This window comes from Rubrivirga sp. SAORIC476 (assembly GCF_002283555.1).
Lineage (GTDB): Bacteria > Bacteroidota > Rhodothermia > Rhodothermales > Rubricoccaceae > Rubrivirga.
The window spans coordinates 2,117,049-2,136,621 of the sequence record NZ_MVOI01000003.1 but is presented as its reverse complement, the minus strand read 5'-3'; the positions used below and the strand labels follow the sequence as shown (position 1 = coordinate 2,136,621).

At 73.0% G+C, this 19,573-nt stretch carries 17 protein-coding genes; 3 read left to right on the top strand and 14 right to left on the bottom strand.

Annotated elements, in window-relative coordinates:
* Positions 1 to 57 precede the first annotated feature (57 nt).
* Positions 58 to 591 carry a hypothetical protein gene (locus B1759_RS10770; RefSeq protein WP_095515009.1) on the bottom strand — a complete coding sequence of 178 codons (534 nt, stop codon included), beginning with the start codon at positions 589 to 591 and terminating at the stop codon, positions 58 to 60.
* A gap of 66 nt (positions 592 to 657) precedes the next feature.
* Complete coding sequence (locus B1759_RS10765; protein ID WP_095515008.1) at positions 658 to 1,542, bottom strand: DMT family transporter; 885 nt, start codon at positions 1,540 to 1,542, stop codon at positions 658 to 660.
* Between the two features lie 81 nt (positions 1,543 to 1,623).
* Here B1759_RS10765 and B1759_RS10760 point away from each other — a divergent pair, with 81 nt between their 5' ends.
* Positions 1,624 to 3,552, top strand: coding sequence for a sialate O-acetylesterase (locus B1759_RS10760; RefSeq protein ID WP_095515007.1), 1,929 nt, complete (start codon positions 1,624 to 1,626; stop codon positions 3,550 to 3,552).
* 37 nt (positions 3,553 to 3,589) lie between these two features.
* On the opposite strand, the gene B1759_RS10755 is transcribed toward B1759_RS10760, so the two are convergent.
* The 4 genes from B1759_RS10755 to B1759_RS10740 form a co-directional block, all read right to left on the bottom strand.
* Positions 3,590 to 5,251: a PP2C family protein-serine/threonine phosphatase gene (locus B1759_RS10755; RefSeq protein ID WP_095515006.1), complete on the bottom strand. Its 1,662-nt coding sequence runs from the start codon at positions 5,249 to 5,251 to the stop codon at positions 3,590 to 3,592.
* A gap of 68 nt (positions 5,252 to 5,319) precedes the next feature.
* Positions 5,320 to 5,829 carry a metallophosphoesterase gene (locus tag B1759_RS10750; protein ID WP_095515005.1) on the bottom strand — a complete coding sequence of 170 codons (510 nt, stop codon included), beginning with the start codon at positions 5,827 to 5,829 and terminating at the stop codon, positions 5,320 to 5,322.
* 98 nt (positions 5,830 to 5,927) lie between these two features.
* Positions 5,928 to 6,899, bottom strand: coding sequence for a hypothetical protein (locus tag B1759_RS10745; protein WP_143537342.1), 972 nt, complete (start codon positions 6,897 to 6,899; stop codon positions 5,928 to 5,930).
* Between the two features lie 151 nt (positions 6,900 to 7,050).
* Positions 7,051 to 7,683, bottom strand: coding sequence for a Rad52/Rad22 family DNA repair protein (locus tag B1759_RS10740; protein WP_095515003.1), 633 nt, complete (start codon positions 7,681 to 7,683; stop codon positions 7,051 to 7,053).
* Positions 7,684 to 7,904: 221 nt separating this feature from the next.
* Between B1759_RS10740 and B1759_RS10735 the strand changes: the two genes are divergently transcribed.
* Both B1759_RS10735 and B1759_RS10730 read left to right on the top strand, forming a co-directional pair.
* Positions 7,905 to 9,257 (top strand): ammonium transporter, encoded by a 1,353-nt coding sequence (locus B1759_RS10735; RefSeq protein ID WP_095515002.1) that lies wholly within the window; start codon positions 7,905 to 7,907, stop codon positions 9,255 to 9,257.
* 201 nt (positions 9,258 to 9,458) lie between these two features.
* Positions 9,459 to 10,070, top strand: coding sequence for a septal ring lytic transglycosylase RlpA family protein (locus tag B1759_RS10730; RefSeq protein WP_095515001.1), 612 nt, complete (start codon positions 9,459 to 9,461; stop codon positions 10,068 to 10,070).
* Here the strand turns inward: B1759_RS10730 and argH are convergent.
* From argH to argG, 8 genes are all read right to left on the bottom strand, one after another.
* Positions 10,067 to 11,386 carry an argininosuccinate lyase gene (gene argH, locus B1759_RS10725; protein WP_095515000.1) on the bottom strand — a complete coding sequence of 440 codons (1,320 nt, stop codon included), beginning with the start codon at positions 11,384 to 11,386 and terminating at the stop codon, positions 10,067 to 10,069. The genes B1759_RS10730 and argH overlap by 4 nt on opposite strands.
* An 84-nt stretch (positions 11,387 to 11,470) precedes the next feature.
* Complete coding sequence (locus B1759_RS10720; protein ID WP_095514999.1) at positions 11,471 to 12,565, bottom strand: M20/M25/M40 family metallo-hydrolase; 1,095 nt, start codon at positions 12,563 to 12,565, stop codon at positions 11,471 to 11,473.
* 35 nt (positions 12,566 to 12,600) lie between these two features.
* Complete coding sequence (argB, locus tag B1759_RS10715; protein WP_095514998.1) at positions 12,601 to 13,401, bottom strand: acetylglutamate kinase; 801 nt, start codon at positions 13,399 to 13,401, stop codon at positions 12,601 to 12,603.
* Positions 13,402 to 13,405: 4 nt separating this feature from the next.
* Positions 13,406 to 14,425 (bottom strand): N-acetylornithine carbamoyltransferase, encoded by a 1,020-nt coding sequence (locus B1759_RS10710; RefSeq protein ID WP_095514997.1) that lies wholly within the window; start codon positions 14,423 to 14,425, stop codon positions 13,406 to 13,408.
* Between the two features lie 73 nt (positions 14,426 to 14,498).
* Positions 14,499 to 15,674, bottom strand: a complete 1,176-nt coding sequence (locus B1759_RS10705; RefSeq protein ID WP_095514996.1) for an aspartate aminotransferase family protein — start codon at positions 15,672 to 15,674, stop codon at positions 14,499 to 14,501.
* A 98-nt stretch (positions 15,675 to 15,772) separates the two neighbouring features.
* Positions 15,773 to 16,837, bottom strand: coding sequence for an N-acetyl-gamma-glutamyl-phosphate reductase (gene argC / locus B1759_RS10700; RefSeq protein WP_095514995.1), 1,065 nt, complete (start codon positions 16,835 to 16,837; stop codon positions 15,773 to 15,775).
* Complete coding sequence (locus tag B1759_RS10695; protein WP_095514994.1) at positions 16,834 to 17,970, bottom strand: hypothetical protein; 1,137 nt, start codon at positions 17,968 to 17,970, stop codon at positions 16,834 to 16,836. Before B1759_RS10695 ends, argC begins: the two co-directional genes overlap by 4 nt.
* Before the next feature lie 57 nt (positions 17,971 to 18,027).
* Complete coding sequence (argG, locus tag B1759_RS10690) at positions 18,028 to 19,239, bottom strand: argininosuccinate synthase (protein WP_095514993.1); 1,212 nt, start codon at positions 19,237 to 19,239, stop codon at positions 18,028 to 18,030.
* Between the last annotated feature and the right edge of the window lie 334 nt (positions 19,240 to 19,573).

Here is a 19,573-nt window from a genome sequence, read left to right as displayed (position 1 = left end):
AGCCGGTCTGCGTTCGGCCGCCTCGGTCCCACCGTCGGCAGCGTCGCCGAGGCCGGGCTACTCGACCGGTGCCCCGGCGGCGACCCACGCGCGGATTGCGTCCGCGCCCGCGGCCTCGAAGCGGTAGGTCGGCGCGGTGGCCACGATGGAGGCGGCACTCGTGACCTCGCGCTCGTAGACCAGCACCGACGGGATCGCGATCTGGCGGCTCTCCAGGCCATCCGGCCGCCAGAGGTGCGTCAGCGCCGCCGCGTTCTCCCAGTTGCGCCCGATGGCGACCTCGTCGAACCGGCCCGAGCCCTGGAGGAAGGCGAAGCCCTCGGCCACGTCCCAGTCCATCGCCACGCCGACGACGGCGAACCCGCGCCCGGTGGCAGCGGCCTGCTCGGCGAGGAGACCCTTCGCGCGCTCGAGGTCGGCCTTGAAATCGGGGTCATGGCACGGCACGCACTCGGTCATGCCGAAGTAGACGAGGACGAGTTCCGGCCCCCGCCCGAGAGCCCCGCCGTGGGTCTCGTAGGCAGGCTGGTAGCTTTGGGCGAAGGCGGCAGGCGCCAGAACGAGGACGAGGAGAAGCAGGACGACGCGCATCGGACCGGAAGAGTGAGGCCGGCATCCTACCCGCGTCCGCATGGCTCCGCAAGTCCCCGAGCCGGGTCACCCGTAGAGGCCGACCAGCGCCGCGCCGAGGGTGACCAGCGCTGCGCCCGTCAGCCGGGCCCGTCCGGCTTCGCGCTCGCCGAGCCAGACCAGGCCGATCACCACCGACAGCAGGAGACTCGTCGACGCGAGTGCGATCACGTAGCCCGCCGGGGCAATCGCCAGGGCAAACTGGAGGCCGACTTGCTGGACGGCGTACAGAAGACCTGCGAGCCCGGCCCACCAGAGCCAACTGCGCCGGGTCGGCGGTCGGTCGGGGACGGTCCGCAGGGCGCGGGGCAGGAGCGGCGCGACGACGGCCAGCGCCACCGCCGAGCCGAGCGCCAGCGTCACCGCCCACGGCATCGGGCCGGACGCGGCGATGCCGATTTTGTGAAGCACGGTGGTCACGCTCCAGGCGAGGATGGAGAGGCCCGCCCAGCGTCCGGCGGGGTGCATGGCGAGGGCGCGCAGTGGCGCCCACCAGCCGCGGCCATCGCCCAGGGCAAGGACGTAGACGCCCGCAGCGACCAGCACGATGCCCGCGACGGCACCCGGCGTCGGCGTCTCACGGAGAGCCACGGCGGCGCCGAGGGTGACCGTCACGGGGAGCAACCCGAACAGCGGCTGCACGAGCGAGAGGTCGCCAGCGCGCAGCGCCAGCGTGAACGCGACCGTGCCGATGACCTCGAACGGGATCGCGAGGGCCACCGCGCCCAGGTAGCCGGGCTGCATGGGCCAGCCGAGCCCCGCGCCGACCACGAACGCCAGCAGTAGGCCGCCCCCGACCAGCCGGTACGCGACCGTCGCGCCGACCGCTCCTGCGCCGTCCAGCGCACGCTTCAGGCCGAAGCTGGTGCCGGCGCCGCCGAGGGCTGCGAGCAGGGAGAGCCAGATCCACATGGGCCGCAAGGTCCGGCGCGGGAGCCAGACGCCCCGCCTACATTGGATGGAGACCTCTCCCCTGCGGGTCCGACCGCCCTCATGCGCACGTTCATCCTCTCTCTCGTGGCCCTCACGCTCGCGTCCGCTGCCCAGGCCCAGCTTCGCCTGCCGCTCGTGCTGAGCGATGGCGCCGTGCTTCAGCGCCACCACCCGATCCCGGTGTGGGGGTGGGCCGCCCCCGACGCCGCCGTCTCCGTCCGCCTCGGGGACGCCACCGGGCAGGCGACCGCCGACGCAGAGGGACGCTGGCGCACGACCCTGCCTGCCCGGTCTGCCGGGGGGCCGGTCGATCTCATCGTCACGTCGGGCGGCGAGCGGGCCCAAGCGACCGACCTCCTGGTCGGTGACGTGTGGGTCCTCTCCGGTCAGTCCAACATGGAATGGACGCTGGCGAACGCCGATGGCGCCGAGGCTGTGGTCGCGACGGCAGACGATCCCGGCCTCCGTCACTTCCTCGTCCCCAAGTCGTTCGCCAGCATGCCGCAGGACGAGTTGGCGGGCGGATCGTGGGCGGTGGCCTCGCCCGAAACCATCGGCGGGTTCTCGGCAGTCGGGACCTTCTTCGCGCGCGACATCCGCGCCCACCACGACGTGCCCATCGGGCTGCTCCACACGTCGTGGGGCGGCAGCCGCATCGAACCGTGGATGAGCGCCGACATGCTGGGCCTCTCCACTGCCGAGGTGGACGCCCTCCGCGACCAGGAGGCCGCCCGCGTCAATGCGCTCGCCGCCCGCCTGCGCGGCCTCCTCGGCGGCGACCTGCCTACCGAGGACGCCGGGCTCGGGGACGACGGCCCCCACTGGGCCGCCCCCGACCTCGACACGTCCGACTGGGTGCGCCTGCAGGTACCAGGGCTGTGGGAGGCCCAGGGCTACGACGGATTAGACGGCGTCGCCTGGATCCGGACCTCGTTCACACTCTCCGCCGCCGAGGCCGCCGAAGGGCTGACCCTCGGCCTCGGCATGATCGATGACTCGGACGAGACGTGGGTCAACGGCGTCGCGGTCGGAGGGATGACCGACGCCTGGAATCAGGTCCGCCGCTACCCGGTCCCGGCCGAGGCGCTGCGGGTGGGCGCCAACACCCTGACGATCCGCGTGACCGACACCGGCGGCGGGGGCGGAATCGCAGGCGACGCGGACCTCGTCTACCTGGAGTGGCCGGGCGGAGGTCGCCGGTCGCTCGCAGGCGCGGGCTGGCACTTCAGGCCCGCCGTGGTCCGCCTGGACGCCGACGCGCAGAAGAACCAGGTGCCGATGGAACTCTGGAACCAGATGGTCGCGCCTCTCACCGCGCAGCCCGTCGCGGGGGTGCTGTGGTACCAGGGCGAGTCGAACGCCAACACGCCGGAGGATGCCGCGGCGTACGGCGCCCAGTTCCGCGCCCTGATCCAGGGCTGGCGCGAGGCCTGGAACCAGCCCGACCTCCCGTTCTTCTGGGCCCAGCTCGCGTCCTTCCACGCGCCGCCCACCGGCCCCGACGACACGGGCCTCTGGCCGACGCTCCGCGAGAGCCAGAGCGCGGCGCTGGCCCTCGACCGCACCGCCGAGGCGGTGCTGCTCGACGTAGGCGAATCGGACGACATCCACCCGCGCGACAAACGCTCCGTCGGCGAGCGGCTGTCGCGAGCGGCCCGCGCGATGGTCTACGGCGAAGGCGGGCTCGTCGTCTCCGGACCGCGCTACCGCCGCCACACCGTCGGCGGCGGCGAGGTGACAGTCACGTTCGGCCACGTCGGCGACGGGCTGGGGACCCGCGGCGGCGGTCCGCTGGGCGGCTTCGCCCTCCGCGGCGCCGACGGCGCGTGGCACGACGCCGAGGCGCGCATCGTAGGGCATCGGGTGGTCGTATCGAGCCCGTCGGTACCCATCCCCGTAGCGGTCCGCTACGCGTGGGCCGACAACCCGGTCGCGGCGACGCTGGTGAACGCCGAGGGCCTGCCCGCCGCACCGTTCCGGGCGGAGTGAACGGAACGCGCGACGGAGGGGCTCGCGGCGGACACCCTCACCCCATCTCCGGCCCTCCTCCCGGCGCGCGACACACCGCGACGATGGTCAGGTCGTCGGCCTCCATGTCGCCCCCCTCCGCCCAGGCGTCGACGGCGAGGACGACGCTTTCGACGAGCGCGGCGGCATCGCGGGGACCGGCTGCGAGGATGCGGTCGAGGCCGTCGGTGTCGAGTTCGGTTCCGTCGGCGTCCTGCGCCTCGGTGGCGCCGTCGGTGTAGAAGACGAGCGCGTCGCCGGTGGCGAGAACCGTGCGAGAGGCGGTGAACGTGGCGCCCGGCAGCACACCCAGCAGCGGGCCGCCCGGCGGCAGCGGCTCCACGACGCCGTCGGCCCGGAGCAGCCGCGGCGGCGGGTGCCCGGCGACGACCGACCACACCGCTCCGGTTTCGGGCTCGATGACGGCCCACGCCAGCGTCACGAACTGGTGCGCCTCGGTGCTCGCGTGGACGAGGCGGTCGAGGCGCGCCGTGGCGGCCTCCAGCGCCGCGCCCAAGTCCTCGGCGTCGAGCAGGTCGGGCTCGACCATCCGGAAGCCCGCCTGGAGCGTCGCCATCAGCAGCGACGCCCCGATGCCCTTGCCGACGACATCGGCGACGGCCACGAGCAGACGCCCGCCGAGGTCGGCGGCGTGGTACGTGTCGCCCGAGACATCCCGGCTGGGCCGCCAGCGCGCGGCTACGTCGAGGCCTGGGAGCGCGGGGAGCGTCGCCGGCAGCAGCCGCGCCTGGACCTCGCGCGCCAGACGGACTTCCTCCCGCAGCCGCTCGCGGTCGACCCGCTCCTCGACCCGATCAGCCGTCTCCAGCGCGCCGACGGCGAGTGCGGCCAGCGCGGCCGTGAAGTCCGTCGTGTCGGCATCGGGCGTCCAGTCGTCCTCGGCGAAGGCGGGGGGGCCGAGCAGAACGGCGCCGCGCGTCACGTCCCCCGCGCGGAGCGGGACCACCCACCGCCAGCCCTCGGCGCGCAGCGCGGCATCGTCCAGGGGGACGGGCGCCGTGAGGGTACAGAGGGCCAGGGGCACCTCAACCGCCTCGGCGCCGCGGGCGAGGACGAGGTCCATCGGGCCATCGGCAGACTCGCAGAGAGCGACGGCGACGCGACGGATCATGAGCTGCCCCATGAGCGCGTAGGCGAGGCGGCTGACGATGGCCTCGCGGTCGAGCGCCCGGCCGAACGCCTGTGCGAGTTCGAACAGCGTCCGGAGGGCGTGGGCGCGGGCGGCCAGGGCGCGGTGCGCCGCGGCGAGGTCGCGCGCCGAGGCGCGGGCGGCCAGCGAGGCGGCGGTCGCCCCCGCCAGCGACCGCGCCAACCCGATCTCGGCGCGGGAGTACGGCTGGCCGGTCAGCTTGGGCCCGAGCGCGACCCAGCCGACCACCTCGGGGCCGTGGCGGAGCGGGAGGCCGAGCGTCAGCCCCGCCTCGGCGAGCGCCTCGGGCAGGTCGCCCTCCCCCATCGCCAGCCGGTCGCCCGCAGACACGCCGAGGCGGCCCTTGACGACCTCGACCCGGAGCCCGTCGCCCTCGGCCACAGCGCCGACCGCGCGCGACGCCAGGAGGCGGCTCATCAGCGCGAGCACGAGCGCGCCAAGCGGGTCGGCGAGAGTGAGCGCGGCGTCGGACGGGTCGTCGACGGATCCGAGCGGGGCGGGAGCGGCCATGCGACGAAGCTAGGAACGAGAGGAGAGGACGTTTTCAGAGTTGGTCCCGGTGCCCCCCCTTTCCCCTCTCATCCCGCCTGCGGTCCCTCCTTCTCTAGGTGGATCACCTCAGCCTGGCTCATCTTCCCCTCCTCCACGGTCAGTCGCACGCACGTCTTGACCTGGTGGAACCCCTGCCGACCGGCGGCGCCGGGGTTGATGTACAGCATCCGGCGGAGCGACGGCACACGCTCGATCCGGAGGATGTGGCTGTGCCCGCAGACGAAGAGATCCGGCGGGTCGGCGCGGAGAGCGGGGCCGATGCCCTTCGCCCAGCGCGCCGGGTGCCCGCCGATGTGCGTCATCCACAGGCGCACGCCGCCGATTCGGATCTTGACGTGCTCCTTGAACCGTCCGCGCACCGGAGGCCCGTCGACGTTGCCATACACGCCGACGACCGGCGCCAGCTTCTCCAGCCGCTCCACGACCTCGACTGGCCCCACGTCGCCCGCGTGCAGGATCACGTCCACGTCCGCGAACACGTCGTCCAGTTCGGGGTGGTAGAAACCGTGGGTGTCCGAGACGATGCCGAGGCGCACGAGGAGAGGGCGAGTGATGGAGGAGCCCAGTGTACGAGCAGCCCCACTGGCTCCCTCCCGTCCCGCACCTCACCGGACGTCCAGCGTCCCGTCCACGTCTACCGGAGCGTGATCCGCAACCCGACGCGCAGCTTCTCGACGCGCGGGCCGTGACGCACCGGATCCCCCTGCACGTCGGCCAGGGTGAACAGGGGCAGGCTCACGAATGGCGCCAGCTGGTAGTAGGGGCGGCTGAATTCCATGCCCACACGCGCCCACCCGACGGCGCTGCGGACGCGGTCGGACGGTCTTTCCTCGGCAGGCCCCTCGGCATCGCCGGAGAAGGAGTCGGTCCCCTGCGCCTGGAGGATCGAGTAATCGGCCGCCTCGGCGACGAGGCCGAACGCCAGCCGACTCCCGGCCGGGTCGAACAGGACGTTGTAGCCCCACGACCCACGCACCGACTGCCCGACGATGCGCGAGCGGACGAGGCCGGTGGTGCCCACGTTGAGACGGCTGTCCGGGACGACAGGCTCGCCGTCGGTTCCGATCTCTAGCTCCGCCGGAGCGGGGTCGCTGTAGCCCGTCCGCAGGCGCCGGATGCCGATGGACAGGTCGCTGGTCACGGTCGGCGAGAGCGCCGTCGTGGAGAGGAACGCCACGTCGGTCTGGCGGAACCCGAGGCCGCCCTCACTGACCGGGTCCACGGCCACTCGGATGGCGTAGTCGGTACCCTCGTTGTTCCAGTAGGGCTTCACGACCACCCAGCTGAGACCCATGCGACCGTTCTGGGCGGCGCCGGTGAGGTCGGCCACGAGCGCGAGATCCACCTGGGGGAGCAGTGCGTAGTCGAGGCGGGCGGCGAGCGAGAGGTCGCTGGGTGCCGGAGCGCCCGTCTCGATGCGGTCGAGCAGGTCGGCGTCGCGATAAGCAGCCTCGCCCGAGACCGCGAACCCCCCGTAGAAGCCGCGCCGCGCCGTCTCGCCGCCGTACGACGGGTCGAGCGACTGGAAGGTGCCCTGCGCGGAGGCCATCGGTCCCAGGCCCAGCGCGAGAGCGACCAGCGCTCCTCGAATCGCAGCAGGGGTCATGGGCGTCGGGGCAGGTCTCGCTCTAAGTACGTGTGCAAGACCCTCCAACGCAAGGGGTCGCCCGGGAATCAGGGAGGCGCCTAGGCATCTGATGTAGCCTCCTCCTCAGCCGTTGAAGCGCCCGGCCGGGGAACGGCCTCGACGAACCGCCTCAGGCCCCGAGATCGGCCGCGCGCGTGTCGCCGTCCCCGGAGGCCGCAGGCCGGACGATCCGCCGCTGGCCGCTTCGGGGCGTCGGGCGGGGGCTCTTCGCGCGTCCCTCGCTGTGGCGCTCCTGGGAAGGCGCCGGCGTGCGGGCCGCCGGGGCCCCTGCCCCGTCGTTCCCGGGGAGATACTGACGGGGGATGCGCGGCTCCTCTGCGAAGCGGCCGCGGTCGTCGAGACGCACCCACGTCGCCGGAAGGTCATAGAGGTAGCGCCCGACGCCCCACTGCACGGCGGCGCGCTTCATCGCTCCCGAGAGCCCGCCCTTGACGGCCTCTACCTGGGAGTTGTCGGCCCCGTCCCACTTCGTGACCCACTCCGCCTCGGTCACGCCGTCGGGACGCTCGCGCTCGACGCGGACCGAGATGCCACAGAGAACGCCCCCACCGGGGCCCTCTGTGAACTCGTTGCGCCAGTCGGCCGGACCGCAGACCTCGTCGAACCGCTGCTGGACCACGCGGCTGCTGAGGTAGGCCATCGCGAGGCCCTTGGTCTTGTCACGGGTGGTGGCTCCAGGCTTCCACTCGACATCGGAGGGGGGGAAGGGAGCGGCGAGGCGGGGCAGGTCGGAGGCCTTCATGGGAGTCAGCGGCAGGTACGCGCCCAAGGTCACACACGCCAGTGACACCAGAATGACACAGCGACGCAGAGGCGGAAGCGCTCCCGTCCCGAACTCTGAGCAAGAGAAAAGCGCTACCATCTAAAAATATCAGGTCGCGAAGCTCGCGAGCCTTGACGCAGCCGACAAAGAGGAGATAGCCTCTCGGTTCCTGAGCCCCATCCCCCGCTTCGCCTAGATCCATGAGGAAGCTCCTCCCCCTCCTTCTCCTCGCCCCAGCCCTGGCCGCGGCCCAGGACGCCACGGCCGCCGACGTGCAGACCAACCTCGACTTCGTCTGGGTCGTGGTCGCGGGCGCGCTCGTCTTCCTGATGCAGGCCGGGTTCGCCCTGCTCGAGACGGGCCTGACGCGTGCCAAGAACGCGGCCAACATCATTATGAAGAACGTCATGGACGCCTCCGCCGGGGTGGTCGTGTTCTTCCTGGTCGGCTTCGGGCTGATGTTCGGCACGAGCGCCGGCGGTTGGGTCGGCACGGACGGGTTCGCGCTGCTCGGCGTCGAGGGCCAGACGCCGGAGTGGACCTACGTCTTCTTCTTCTTCCAGGCCGTCTTCGCGGCCACCGCCGCGACCATCGTCTCCGGTGCCGTCGCCGAGCGGGTCAACTTCAAGGCCTACCTCGTATTCTCCGTCGTGATCGTCGCTGTGATCTACCCCGTGTTCGGGTCATGGGCGTGGGGCGGGTTGTTCAACGGCGGAGGCTGGCTGGAAGGGCTGGGCTTCCTCGACTTCGCCGGCTCGACGGTCGTCCACTCGGTGGGCGCGTGGGCGGCGCTGGCGGGCACGTTGGTGGTCGGCCCCCGCGTGGGCAAGTTCATCGACGGCAAGCCGGTCGACATTCCGGGCCACAGCATCCCGCTGGCAGCGCTGGGCGTGTTCATCCTGTGGTTCGGCTGGTTCGGCTTCAACGCTGGCTCGACGACGGCGGGCGGACCGGGCATCGCCATCATCGCGGCCAACACGTTCCTGGCGGCCGGCGCGGGCGCGCTCGGCGCGATGGCCCTGACCTGGTTCCGTGACGGCATCCCGAGCGTCACGATGACGCTCAACGGCGTGCTGGCCGGGCTGGTGGGCATCACGGCCGGATGCGACGCCGTCCTCCCCATCGGGGCGCTGGCGATCGGCCTGCTCGCGGGCATCATCGTCGTCTTCGCGACGCTGTGGCTGGAGAAGTACATCGACGACCCGGTCGGCGCGGTCGCGGTCCACGGCGTCTGCGGCGCCTGGGGCACGCTCGCCGTGGCACTGTTCGCGGCCGACGGGTTCTCGCTGAGCCAGCTCGGCATCCAGGCCATCGGCGTCGGCGCGGCGTTCCTGTGGACCTTCCCGGTCTCGTACGCGCTCTTCAAGGCGCTCGACCTGACGATGGGCCTCCGGATCTCCGGCGAGGGCGAGTCGGCCGGCCTCGACGTGCACGAGCACGGCACGGTGGCCTACCCAGAGTTCCAGCTCATGACCGCTACCGACGTCCCCTCCGGCGACTCGGCCTACGGCATCGAGGAGGCGCCCCAGATCGAGGCTGCGCCGGCGATCTAGCCTCTCGAGGCCTTCCCCTCTCCTGCCGAGCCCGTGCCGTCCTGGCGCGGGCTCGGTGCGTTCAGGCCCGACAGACCGGCACGCAAACGCGCCAGATCGGCGGAGAACGCCGTGTGGAGGTGAGTCTCGGATGAATCGGCGTATCCTTTCCGGGCACGGAACGGTTCTGGCGCCTTTCGGGGCAGACAGAGCCCGAACGCCATGAACACACCGACTGCCCCCGCTCTCGCCAGCGTTCGCCCCCGACGGTCGGGGCGCGTGCGCGGTCTGCGCTCCCGCCTCTCGGCGGCAAAGCGGCGCGCGGCCGTCGTGACGAGTGTCGCGCTCCTGGCCGTGGGCGGCTCCGCCTGTACGTCGGCGCCCACATCGGACGCTCCGGTGCGGACGGTCGCCCTCGTGGCGGCGCCTGCCCCGCCCGCGACGTTGCTCCCGCCCCCTGCGCCTCCGACCCCGCCCGCCGTCCCGATCCACCTGACCGGCGACGTGTCCGAGACGGGCACGCCCATCGAGGGCGGACGCGCGAGCTACTACGGCCGCGAACTGGCGGGCAACCCGACCGCCTCGGGCGAGCCGTTCGACCCGTCCGCCCTGACGGCGGCGCACCGGACGCTTCCCCTCGGCACCCGGGTCCGCGTCACGCACGCGCGGACGGGCGAGAGCGTCGTCGTGCGCGTCAACGACCGCGGGCCGTTCCACGGCGACCGCGTGATCGACGTGTCGCGCGCCGCCGCCGACGCCATTGGCCTGACCCGCGCCGGGACCGCCGAGGTGGAGCTGGAGCGGTTGCCGAGAACCGGCGGCGCGCGCGGCTAGCTGCCGGCTCGGAGCCGTTCGCGGAGCATCTCCACGTCCACATTCCCCGGCGTCCCGTCCGACGTGTAGGCCGCGAGCGCGTCCGCCTCGGTGGGCACGGTGAGCGAGCCGAGGTCGGTGCCGACGGCGCGGTAGGCGTCGCGGAAGGGCGTGCCGTCGGCGACCAGACGCAGGGCCTCCGCGGTCGCGAACAGGTCGGGCGAGAGCGCCGCACGCATCCGGTCGGCCTGCCAAGTGACGCCCGGGAGCACGGCGGCGACGGCGGTCACGAGATCCTGCGACGCGAGGACGGCGCGCATCGTCGCCTCCTTGGTCAGTTGCAAATCGCGGTGGTAGCCGCCGGGCAGGTTGGCCGGCAACGTCAGCAGGACGTGCAGTTCGGCCGTCAGCCGGTGGGCCGTGGCGCGGGCCAGTTCCAGCACGTCGGGGTTGCGCTTCTGGGGCATGATCGACGAGCCCGTCGTGTGCTCGACGGGCAGCGTCACGAACCCATACTCCGAGGTCGCGAACAGCGCCAAGTCGCTCGCGAGCCGGTTCAGCGTGAGGCCGAGTTGGACGAGCGCGTGGACGACGGCGCCCTCCAGCTTGCCGCGCGAGAGCTGCACCGCCGCGATGGCCTGCGTCCGCTCGAAGCCGAGGCGCTCGGCGACCGCGTCGCGCGGCAGATCCAGGACCGGCACGCCGTAGCCCGCCGCGCTCCCCCACGGCGACGTGTTGGCCGACCGCCGGGCCGCTGCGAGCGTGGCGAGATCGTCCGCCAGCAGGTCGACGTAGCCCGCGGCCCAGACGGCGACGGTCGTCGGCATGGCGCGCTGGCCGTGCGTGTAGCCCGGCATCAGGAGCGCCTGCCCCGTCTCGGCGTGGCCGACGAGCGCCGCGCCCACCTCGGCGGCCCCGTCGGCGATGCCGGTGAGCGCGTCGCGGAGCCACAGGCGGAGCGCCGTCAGCACCTGGTCGTTGCGGCTGCGCCCGGCGTGGATCTTCTTGCCCGCGTCGCCCAAGCGAACCGTCAGCTCGCGCTCGATGACGGTGTGCATGTCCTCGTCCTCGGGGCGGACCGTGACGGCGCCCTCCTCCCATTCGCGCCGGATCGCGTCGAGCGCCTCCCCCACCTCGCCCACCTCGGCCTCGGTCAGCACGCCGACCTGGCCGAGCGCCCAGGCGTGCGCGCGCGTCCCCTCCAGGTCGTACGGCAGCAGGATCGTGTCCCACCGCCAGTCCTCGCCGACGGTGAAGCGCGTCACCCAGTCCTCGGCGGCGGTGCCCTTGTGCCAGATCGGGGTTTGGGCCTGGGGAGTCGAGTCGTGGGAGGCCATGGGGGGTTGGGTAGTGCGTGCCGGGCGCCGTGTCGCGTGCGGATCACGCACCCTGAAGGGGCGCCGCACTCAACGCGAAACAGGCTATGTGGCGAAGTAGGACCGAGCGATCTCGCTGTACACGTCCACCGCCGCTTCGAGTTGGGCGATCTCGACGTGCTCGTCGGGGGTGTGGGAGAGCTCGCTGCGACCGGGGCCGATCTTGACCGTCGGCACGTCGGCGACGAAGATCCAGTCCGACGCGGTGGGGCTGCCGAAGGGCTCGGCGTCCAGCCCCAGGCTGGACACGGCGGCGACAGCGGCCTGCGCGACCCGGCTGTCGGGGTCGGTGGAACAGGGGATGATGCGCTCGGAGTGGACCTCGACGCGGCTCTCCAGCGCCTCGCGCACGAGTGCCGTCAGTTCGGGGTGCGTAGTCGCGGGCGTCGAGCGGATGTCGAGCGTGATCCGGCACCGGTCCGGGACAACGTTCTTGGCCGTCCCGCCCTCGATCATGGTCGCCGTAATCGTCGGCGTGCCGAGCAGCGGGTCGCTCTTCTCGAACGTCATCGCGTCGATGGCGAGCAGGTCGCGGGCGGCGACGGTGAGGGCGTTCTTCCCGAGGTGGGCGCGGGCGGCGTGCGCCGTCTCGCCCTGGGCGGTCACGTTCAAGATCAGCAGGCCCTTCTGCGCGAGGCACGGCCGCAGCTCGGTCGGCTCCCCGACGAGCGCCGCCGTCGGCTCGGGCAGCGCGTCGCCGAAGACGCGGTCGCGCATCTTCTCCATGCCGTTGTTCTCGGCGCCGGTCTCCTCGCACTCCGTCAGCGCGACGACGAGCCGCCCGCCCGCCGGGGGCCGCCAGCCGGACGCCGCGAGGTCGGCGAGGGCCGTCAGCATAGCTGCGCCGCTGGCCTTGGCGTCGACCGCGCCCCGCCCGTAGACGGCGCCGTCGACGGTCGTGGGCGAGAACGGCGGGTACGGGTGGCCCTCGCTCGGCGGCACCACGTCGAGGTGCGAGCAGAGCAGCAGCACGTCGTCCGTGCCGTCCCCGAGGCTGGCCCAGACGTTCTCGTCCAGCCGCCCGACCTCCAGCCCGTCGACGCCGCGCAGGAACGCCTCGACGTGGTCGGCGGCGGGCTTCTCCTGGAAGCTCAGCGACGGGATGCGGACGAGGTCGGCGTGGAGGGAGAGGACGGACACGGAGCGGGATGCGAGAGGAAGAGGATGCGAGGCGGTCACGCGGTGACGACCGTGCCGCCGTCGCCGCCGAGGTCGGCGGGGGCACAGACGCGGACGGACGGGACGCCGCGGCGGAGCGCCGCCAGCGCCGTCTCCAGCTTGGGCCGCATGCCGCCCGCGATCCAGCCCTCGGCGACGCCCGCGGCCACCTCGGCCTCGGTCAACCGGGGGAGATGGCTGGACGGGTCGGCGGCGTCGCGGCGAACGCCCCCGGCCTCGGTGACGAGGTCGAGACGCGGCGCGCCGAGCGCCGCCGCCAGGTCGGCCGCGACGGTGTCCGCGTTGACGTTGTAGAGCGCGCCCGCGGCGTCGGCGCAGACGGTGGAGACGACCGGCACGAAGCCCGCGCCGAGCAGCGTCTGCACGAGCGTCGGGTCGACCGACTGGACGTCGCCGACGTGGCCGAAGTCGACTCGCTGCCCATCGACGTGGATGGGCGGACGCTTCGCGACCGTCACCAGCGCCCCGTCCGCCCCGCTCACGCCGACGGCGCGGAGGCCCGCCGCCCGCGCCGCGCCGACCAGCCGCGCGTTGAGCGCGCCGCGCAGCGTGTAGAGCGCCACCTCCAGGTCGAGGTCGCCCGTGACCCGGCGCCCGACGACGATCGTCGGCTCGTGGCCCAGGCGCCGCGCCAGCGCCGTCGCCTGCGGCCCACCGCCGTGGACCACGACCACCGGCTCCGCCATCACGGCGACGCCCGCCCAGACCGCCGCTGTCGCCTCGGCATCGGCGAGAATCGCCCCGCCCAGCTTGACGACGACCGGGGCGGGGGCCTGAGGAATGGACTCGTTCTGCATCTCTCTACCCCTCGGCACCCAATCCCCAGACCCACTCCAGAATCGCCTTCTGGGCGTGGAGCCGGTACTCGGCCTGGAGAAGGTGGATCGCGCGGTCGCCGTCGAGCACGTCGCCGTCCACGACCACGCCACGGCGGACGGGCAGGCAGTGCATGAAGGCGGCGCGGTCGGTCTGGACCAAGTCGTCCGACGAGAGGCGCCAGGTGTCGGCGTGGGAGGCGCGCTGTTGGGCCTCGTGGTCGGGCGAGCCGTAGACCCCGCTGCCGGCCCAGGCCTTCGCGTAGACCACGCTGGCGCCGGAGAGCGCGCCGACCCGGTCGCTCGATTCGGTAACCGACCCGCCGGACCGCCGCGCGGCGTCGCGGGCGAGGTCGAGCACGTCGGCGTCCAGGCCGAAGCCGTCGGGGCGGGCGACGATCACCTCCATGCCCAGCCGCGCGGCCATCAGCAGCGCCGAGTTGGGGACGGCGCGCGGCAGCGGCTTCGGGTGCGGCGCCCAGTGGAGCACCAGCTTCTTGCCCCGCACGTCGCCGCCCAGGTGGTCCGTGATGGTCGCGGCGTCGCCCAGTTCCTGGCACGGGTGCCACCGCGCCGACTCCAGGTTGACGACCGGCACCGTCGACGCGTCCACGACGGCGCGGAAGGCGCGGTCCTCAGCGTCGGCCTCGGGGTCCGTGAGCGTCGCGAAGGTGCGGACGCCCAGAGCGTCGACGTAGCGGCTCAGCACGCCGAACGCCTCCTTGACGTGCTCGGCGGCGAGGCCGTCCATCGTCACGCCGTCGCGCGTTTCGAGGCCCCACGTCCCGTTACCCGGGGTGAGGGTGACCGCGTGCGCGCCGAGGTGGGCGGCGGCCAGGTCCATCGACGCGCGCGTCCGCAGGGACGGGTTGAAGAAGACGAGCCCGAGCGCCTTCGCCGCGGCCGACTGGCTCCACGCGCGGTTCTGACGGTGCCAGAGCGCCCGGTCGAGGCAGGCCCGCCACGTGGCGTCGTCGAGGTCGGTCCAGGAGGTGAGGTGGTTCATGGGGGGCGTGGTGCGTGGTGCATGTCCCGCGCCGGGCGCCGCACGCGGCACGCAGCACGACACACGCGACACATCATGGACGGAGGACGGTCGCGATGCGCTGGAGGAAGTCGTCCACGTCGGCATCCGTGGTCGTGAGCGGCGGCATCAGGCGGAGCGTCTGGGCCTGGCCCGAAGTGCCGACGATGACGCCCGCCTCGCGCAACGCGCCGACGACCGGCCGCGCCTCACGGTCGAGCTGGACGCCGATCAGGCAGCCGCGCCCGCGCACCTCGACGACGCCGTCGACCGCGCGCAGGCCGTCCGCGATCCGGTCGAACAGCTCCAGCGAGCGCGCCATCAGGTTCTCGTCGGCGAGTTGGCGAAGCGTGGCGTGGACGGCCGCCATGGCCAGCATCCCGCCGCCGAACGTCGTCCCCTGGTCGCCCGCCTTGACGGTCGCCGCGATGGCGTCGCTCACGAGGACGGCGCCGACCGGGACGCCCGCGCCCAGGCTCTTCGCCAGCGTCACCAGGTCCGGCGTCACGCCGACGTGCTCGCCGTAGAGGAACGTGCCCGTCCGCCCGACGCCCGTCTGGACCTCGTCGAAGATCAAGACGGTGCCGGTCCGGTCGCAGATCTCGCGGATCGCGCGGTAGAAGTCCGGCCGCGCCTCGGTGATGCCCGCCATCGACTGCATCGGCTCCAGGATGAGCGCGGCCACGTCCTCGCTGCCGAGCGCCGCCTCGACCGCCTCGGCGTCGCCGAACGGCACCCAGGTCGTCTCGGGGAGGACGGCGCGGTAGGGCGCGTGGTACTTGTCGCCGTGCGTGGCCGCGAGCGCGCCCAGCGTCCGCCCGTGGAAGCCGTCCGAGAAGGCCACGACGCGGCTCCGCCCGGTGACGGCGCGGGCCAGCTTGAGCGCCGCCTCGTTGGCCTCCGTCCCCGAGTTGCACCAGAAAACGCGGTTCAGCGTGTCCGGCGCCAGGTCTACGAGCGCCTGCGCAGCCTCGGCGCGGACGGGGCTGTAGACGGCGTTCGAGTAGAACAGCAGTTCGCCCGCCTGCTCGCGGATGGCCTCGACCACGCGCGGCGGGCAGTGCCCCAGCAGGGCGACGCAGTGACCGCCGTAGAAGTCGAGGTACTCGCGCCCCTCGGTGTCCCACACGTGCGTCCCCTCGCCGCGGACGAGCGCGACGGGCGGCTTGCTGTAGGTCGGCAGCGTGACGGCGTCTTCGAGCGCCATCGGGTCGAGCAGGGTCTCTGTCATGGGGTGAGAGGGAATCGAGTGGGTTGCGAGTGGCGCGAGGGCCGAGCACGGGCGCGGCTCGTCATCCTGAGCAGAGCGAAGGATCTCGATGCGGACGCTCAGGACGACACGAGGCCGGAGTCGGACAGGGACGGCACCGCCACGCCGGGGAGCAGGCCCAGCGCCTCGGGCCAGCCCAGGGCGAGGTTCAGGTTCTGGACGGCCTGCGAGGCCGCGCCCTTCATCAGGTTGTCCAGCGCGAAGCCGACCACCAGGTGCCCGTCGCGAACCACCCAGCCGAGGTCGCAGAACGGCGTCCCGACCGTCGGCAGCAGCTCGGGCAGCACGCCGGGCGACAAGCGGACGAGCGGGCGCCCACCATACGCGGCCTCGAACGCCTCGGTCACCTCATCGAGGCTGATGCCCTCGGGCAGGGCGACGTGCGCCGTTCCCCAGATGCCGCGCGTGAACGGGCCGGAGACGGGGACGAAGTGGACCGTCGCGCCGTCGCCCAGCACCTCCTGCACCTCGGCGAGGTGGCGGTGCGCCAGCGGCTTGTAGGCGCGCACGTTGCCGTCGCGGCGCGGGTAGTGGGTCGTCGCCGACGGACGGGCGCCCGAGCCCGACGCGCCGGTCAGCGCGGTCACGTGCGCCTCGACCTCGCCCAGCAGGCCGACGAGCGGGTAGAGCGCCAGGCTCTGGCCCGTCGCGAAGCAGCCCGGGTTGGCGACCAGCGTCGCCCCCGCCACGGCGTCGCCGTTGACCTCGGCCAACCCGTAGACCGCCGCCCGCATGGCGTCCGGGTCCGGGTGCTCCAGGCCGTAGACCGCCTCGTAGGTCGCCAGCGAGTCCAGCCGGTGGTCGGCCGACAGGTCGACGATCAGGCCCTCGAAGCCCGACCCGCGGAGCGACTGGACCGCCGCGGCACCCTGGCCGTGCTCGGCACAGATGAACGCGACATCGGCCGCCTCGGCGTCGAGGTCGGCGGGATCCGAGTAGACGAGGTCGGACTGGCCGCGCAGGCGCGGGTGCGTCGTCCAGACCGGCTGCCCGGCCTGGCTGCGGCTGGTGACGACGACGGGGTCGACGAGCGGGTGGGCCAGCAGCAGCGCCAGCAGCTCGCCACCGGCGTAGCCGGCGCCGTGCAAGACGGCTGCGCGGAGCGGAGCGGTCGGGGAGGTCATGAGCTCGGGGTGAGGGGCCGGCGGGGACCGTTGAACGTCGGGAGCGGGCTCGGGGCCTCGTGCCACGCCTTGCGCTCCAGCACGTCCTCGGCGACGAGCGAGACGAGCGCGTCGGGCTCGGAGCGGGCGTTGAGTGCGGGGATGCCGAGCGAGGTCTGGAGGTAGCGCTTGCCCACGTCCGTGTCGGTCGCCGGGCCGACGACGACGCCGATCTCCGCGCGGTACCGATTTCGGAACAGCTGGTCGCACGCCCACGCCCCCGCGAGGTCCGTCGCCGCGAGCACGTGGACGGCCGTCAGCCGCTGCAGCTCCATGTCCTCCAGGATCTGGTCGACGCCGTACGGGCCGATCACGCCGTCGCCCAGTTCCAGCACCAGCACGTCGGCCGGGGCCCCCTGCGCCTCGGCGGCGCGGTTGAGGTGGGCGATGATGCCCTTGGCGACCGGCACCATGTCGCGGCCCGTCGTCGCGACCGCGCCGGCCTCGATGAAGCTGGCCGACGCGATCGCGCCCTGCGCCACCATCGCCCGCACGTCGCGCTGGAGCGCCGCGCCGGTCAGCTTGGCCGCGGCCACCCGGAGCCCGCGCGCCGTCAGCCCGCCGACCAGGGCGGCGGCGGCGAACGTCTTGCCGGTGTTCATGGCCGTGCCGGACACCATCACGAGGGGCGCGCTCGTGGCCAGCGTCTCGACCGGCTCGATGGCGGTGTCCTGGATGCGCGCGTGGCGCGGCGGCTCGCCCGTCAGCACGGCGCCCAGCACCTCGACGCGGAGCGCAGGCCCCAGGTCGGGGTGCGGCGCAGCCACCTTGCCCAGGATGCCACCCATGTTCTGGATGTGGAGCTCATCGCCCACCGACACGTGCCGCGGGATCCGCCCCGAATACCCCTTCAGCGCCTGCCGCTCGCCGAGCGCGCCGACCAGCGTCTGCCCTTTTTCGATGGTCCGGAACACGCCGTCGGCGCCCTCGAGCTGGTTGTAGACGTCCTTGGCGTCGAGCGCGCGGACGGCGAGGCAGTACCCCTCCTCCGCGACGACGTAGGGCGAGATGCGGACCTCGTGGTCCAGCCCGCACGGCCCCGTGCTGCTGGCGACGTGGTCGACGGTGAGCGTCGTGATCGTTCGGGTGGGCATGAGTCGGGGGATGGAGAGGAGTGAGGAGTGAAGGGTTCTCCCCTCACCCTGTACTCATTACGCGCCCGCGCGGGCGGCGAGGCGGGCCTGCAGCCCGTAGATCTGGGCGAAGCCCTCGGCGTCGCGGCCGGACCACAGGGCGTTGTCCTCGCCGTAGCGGGCGACCCCGGCGTCGAAGAGCGAGTGCGGCGACGTGGCGCCGAGCACACGGATGCTTCCCTTGAACCACTCCACGGTCACGTCGCCCGTGACGCGCTGCTGGCTGCTGTCGAGGAACGCCTCGATGTCGCGGCAGACAGGGTCGAAGAACAGGCCCTCGTGGACGAGCCGCCCGTACAGGTCGCCCAGGCTGGCCTTGTGAACGAGTTGGAGCTGCGTCAGCACCAGCTTCTCCAGCTCGCGGTGGGCGGCCAGGAGCGTCAGCGCGCCCGGCGCCTCGAACGCGATCCGGCCCTTGATGCCCAGGATCGTGTCGCCCACGTGGATGCCCCGCCCGACGCCGTGCGCCGCGCCGTCGCGGTTGAGCGTCTCGACCAACGTCACCGGGTCGAGGGCCTCGCCCGCCACGGCCACCGGCACGCCCGCCTCGAAGCGGATCAGGAAGCGGTGCGGCTGGTCGGGCGCGTCGGCCGGCGCGATCGTGTCGGGCCACGCCGCCTCGGGCAGGACGCCGTCGGTGTCGTGCGTCTCCTTGCCGCCGATGGTGGTCCCCCACAGGCCCCGGTTGACCGAGTACTCGGTGGTCTTGGCCTCGACGGCGAAGCCGCGCTCCTGCAGGTAGGTCGTGGACGCCTCCCGCGACAGTTCGAGGGCGCGAATGGGCGTCAAGATCTCCAGCGGACCGCCGTCGCCCGCATCGGCCAGCAGACGGAGGGCGGCGTCGAAGCGGATCTGGTCGTTGCCTGCGCCGGTCGATCCGTGGGCGACGGCCGTGGCGCCGAGGTCACGCGCCGCCGTCGCCAGCGCCGCGGCCTGCACCACGCGCTCCGGCCCGACGCACAGCGGGTAGACGCCCCCGCGCAGCACGTTGCCCTTGACGAGGTACTGGAGGACGCGGTCCCAGAGGTCGCGCCGGGCGTCCACCATCTGGTGACCGGCGGCGCCCAGCTCTTCGGAGCGCGCCGCGATGGCCGCCTTCTCGGCCTCGTCGAAGCCGCCCGTGTCGACGGTCACGGTCTGGATCTCGCGGCCCGTCTCCTCGCGGAGGTACGGGACGCAGAAGGAGGTGTCGAGGCCGCCGGAGAAGGCGAGGGCGATGGGATCGGGCATGGGAGGGGGAGACCAAAAAAAACGCCGACTCTGGGAAGAGTCGGCGTCGGAGAGGGCTGATCCGCTGGGGTGGGAGCGGTGCCGTCCGTCTATGCCTCGTCTCCCTGGCCGGTGAGGGCCGGTCGGCGTCGGGGACGTCGGAGGGAGGCGAGGGGCATCAACACGAAGTCAGAGCGGATGGCAGAGGATAGGCGCGGCGCGGCCCATCCGTCAACGGAACAGGAGGATGGTAGCGCTTCCGGTCGTCTAAAACACACGAACCGACGCTCGGGGCCTCCCCTTCGGCCTTGCCCGCCCCTCCCCCGCGCGCCCATCCTGCCCCCTTCTCGTCCAC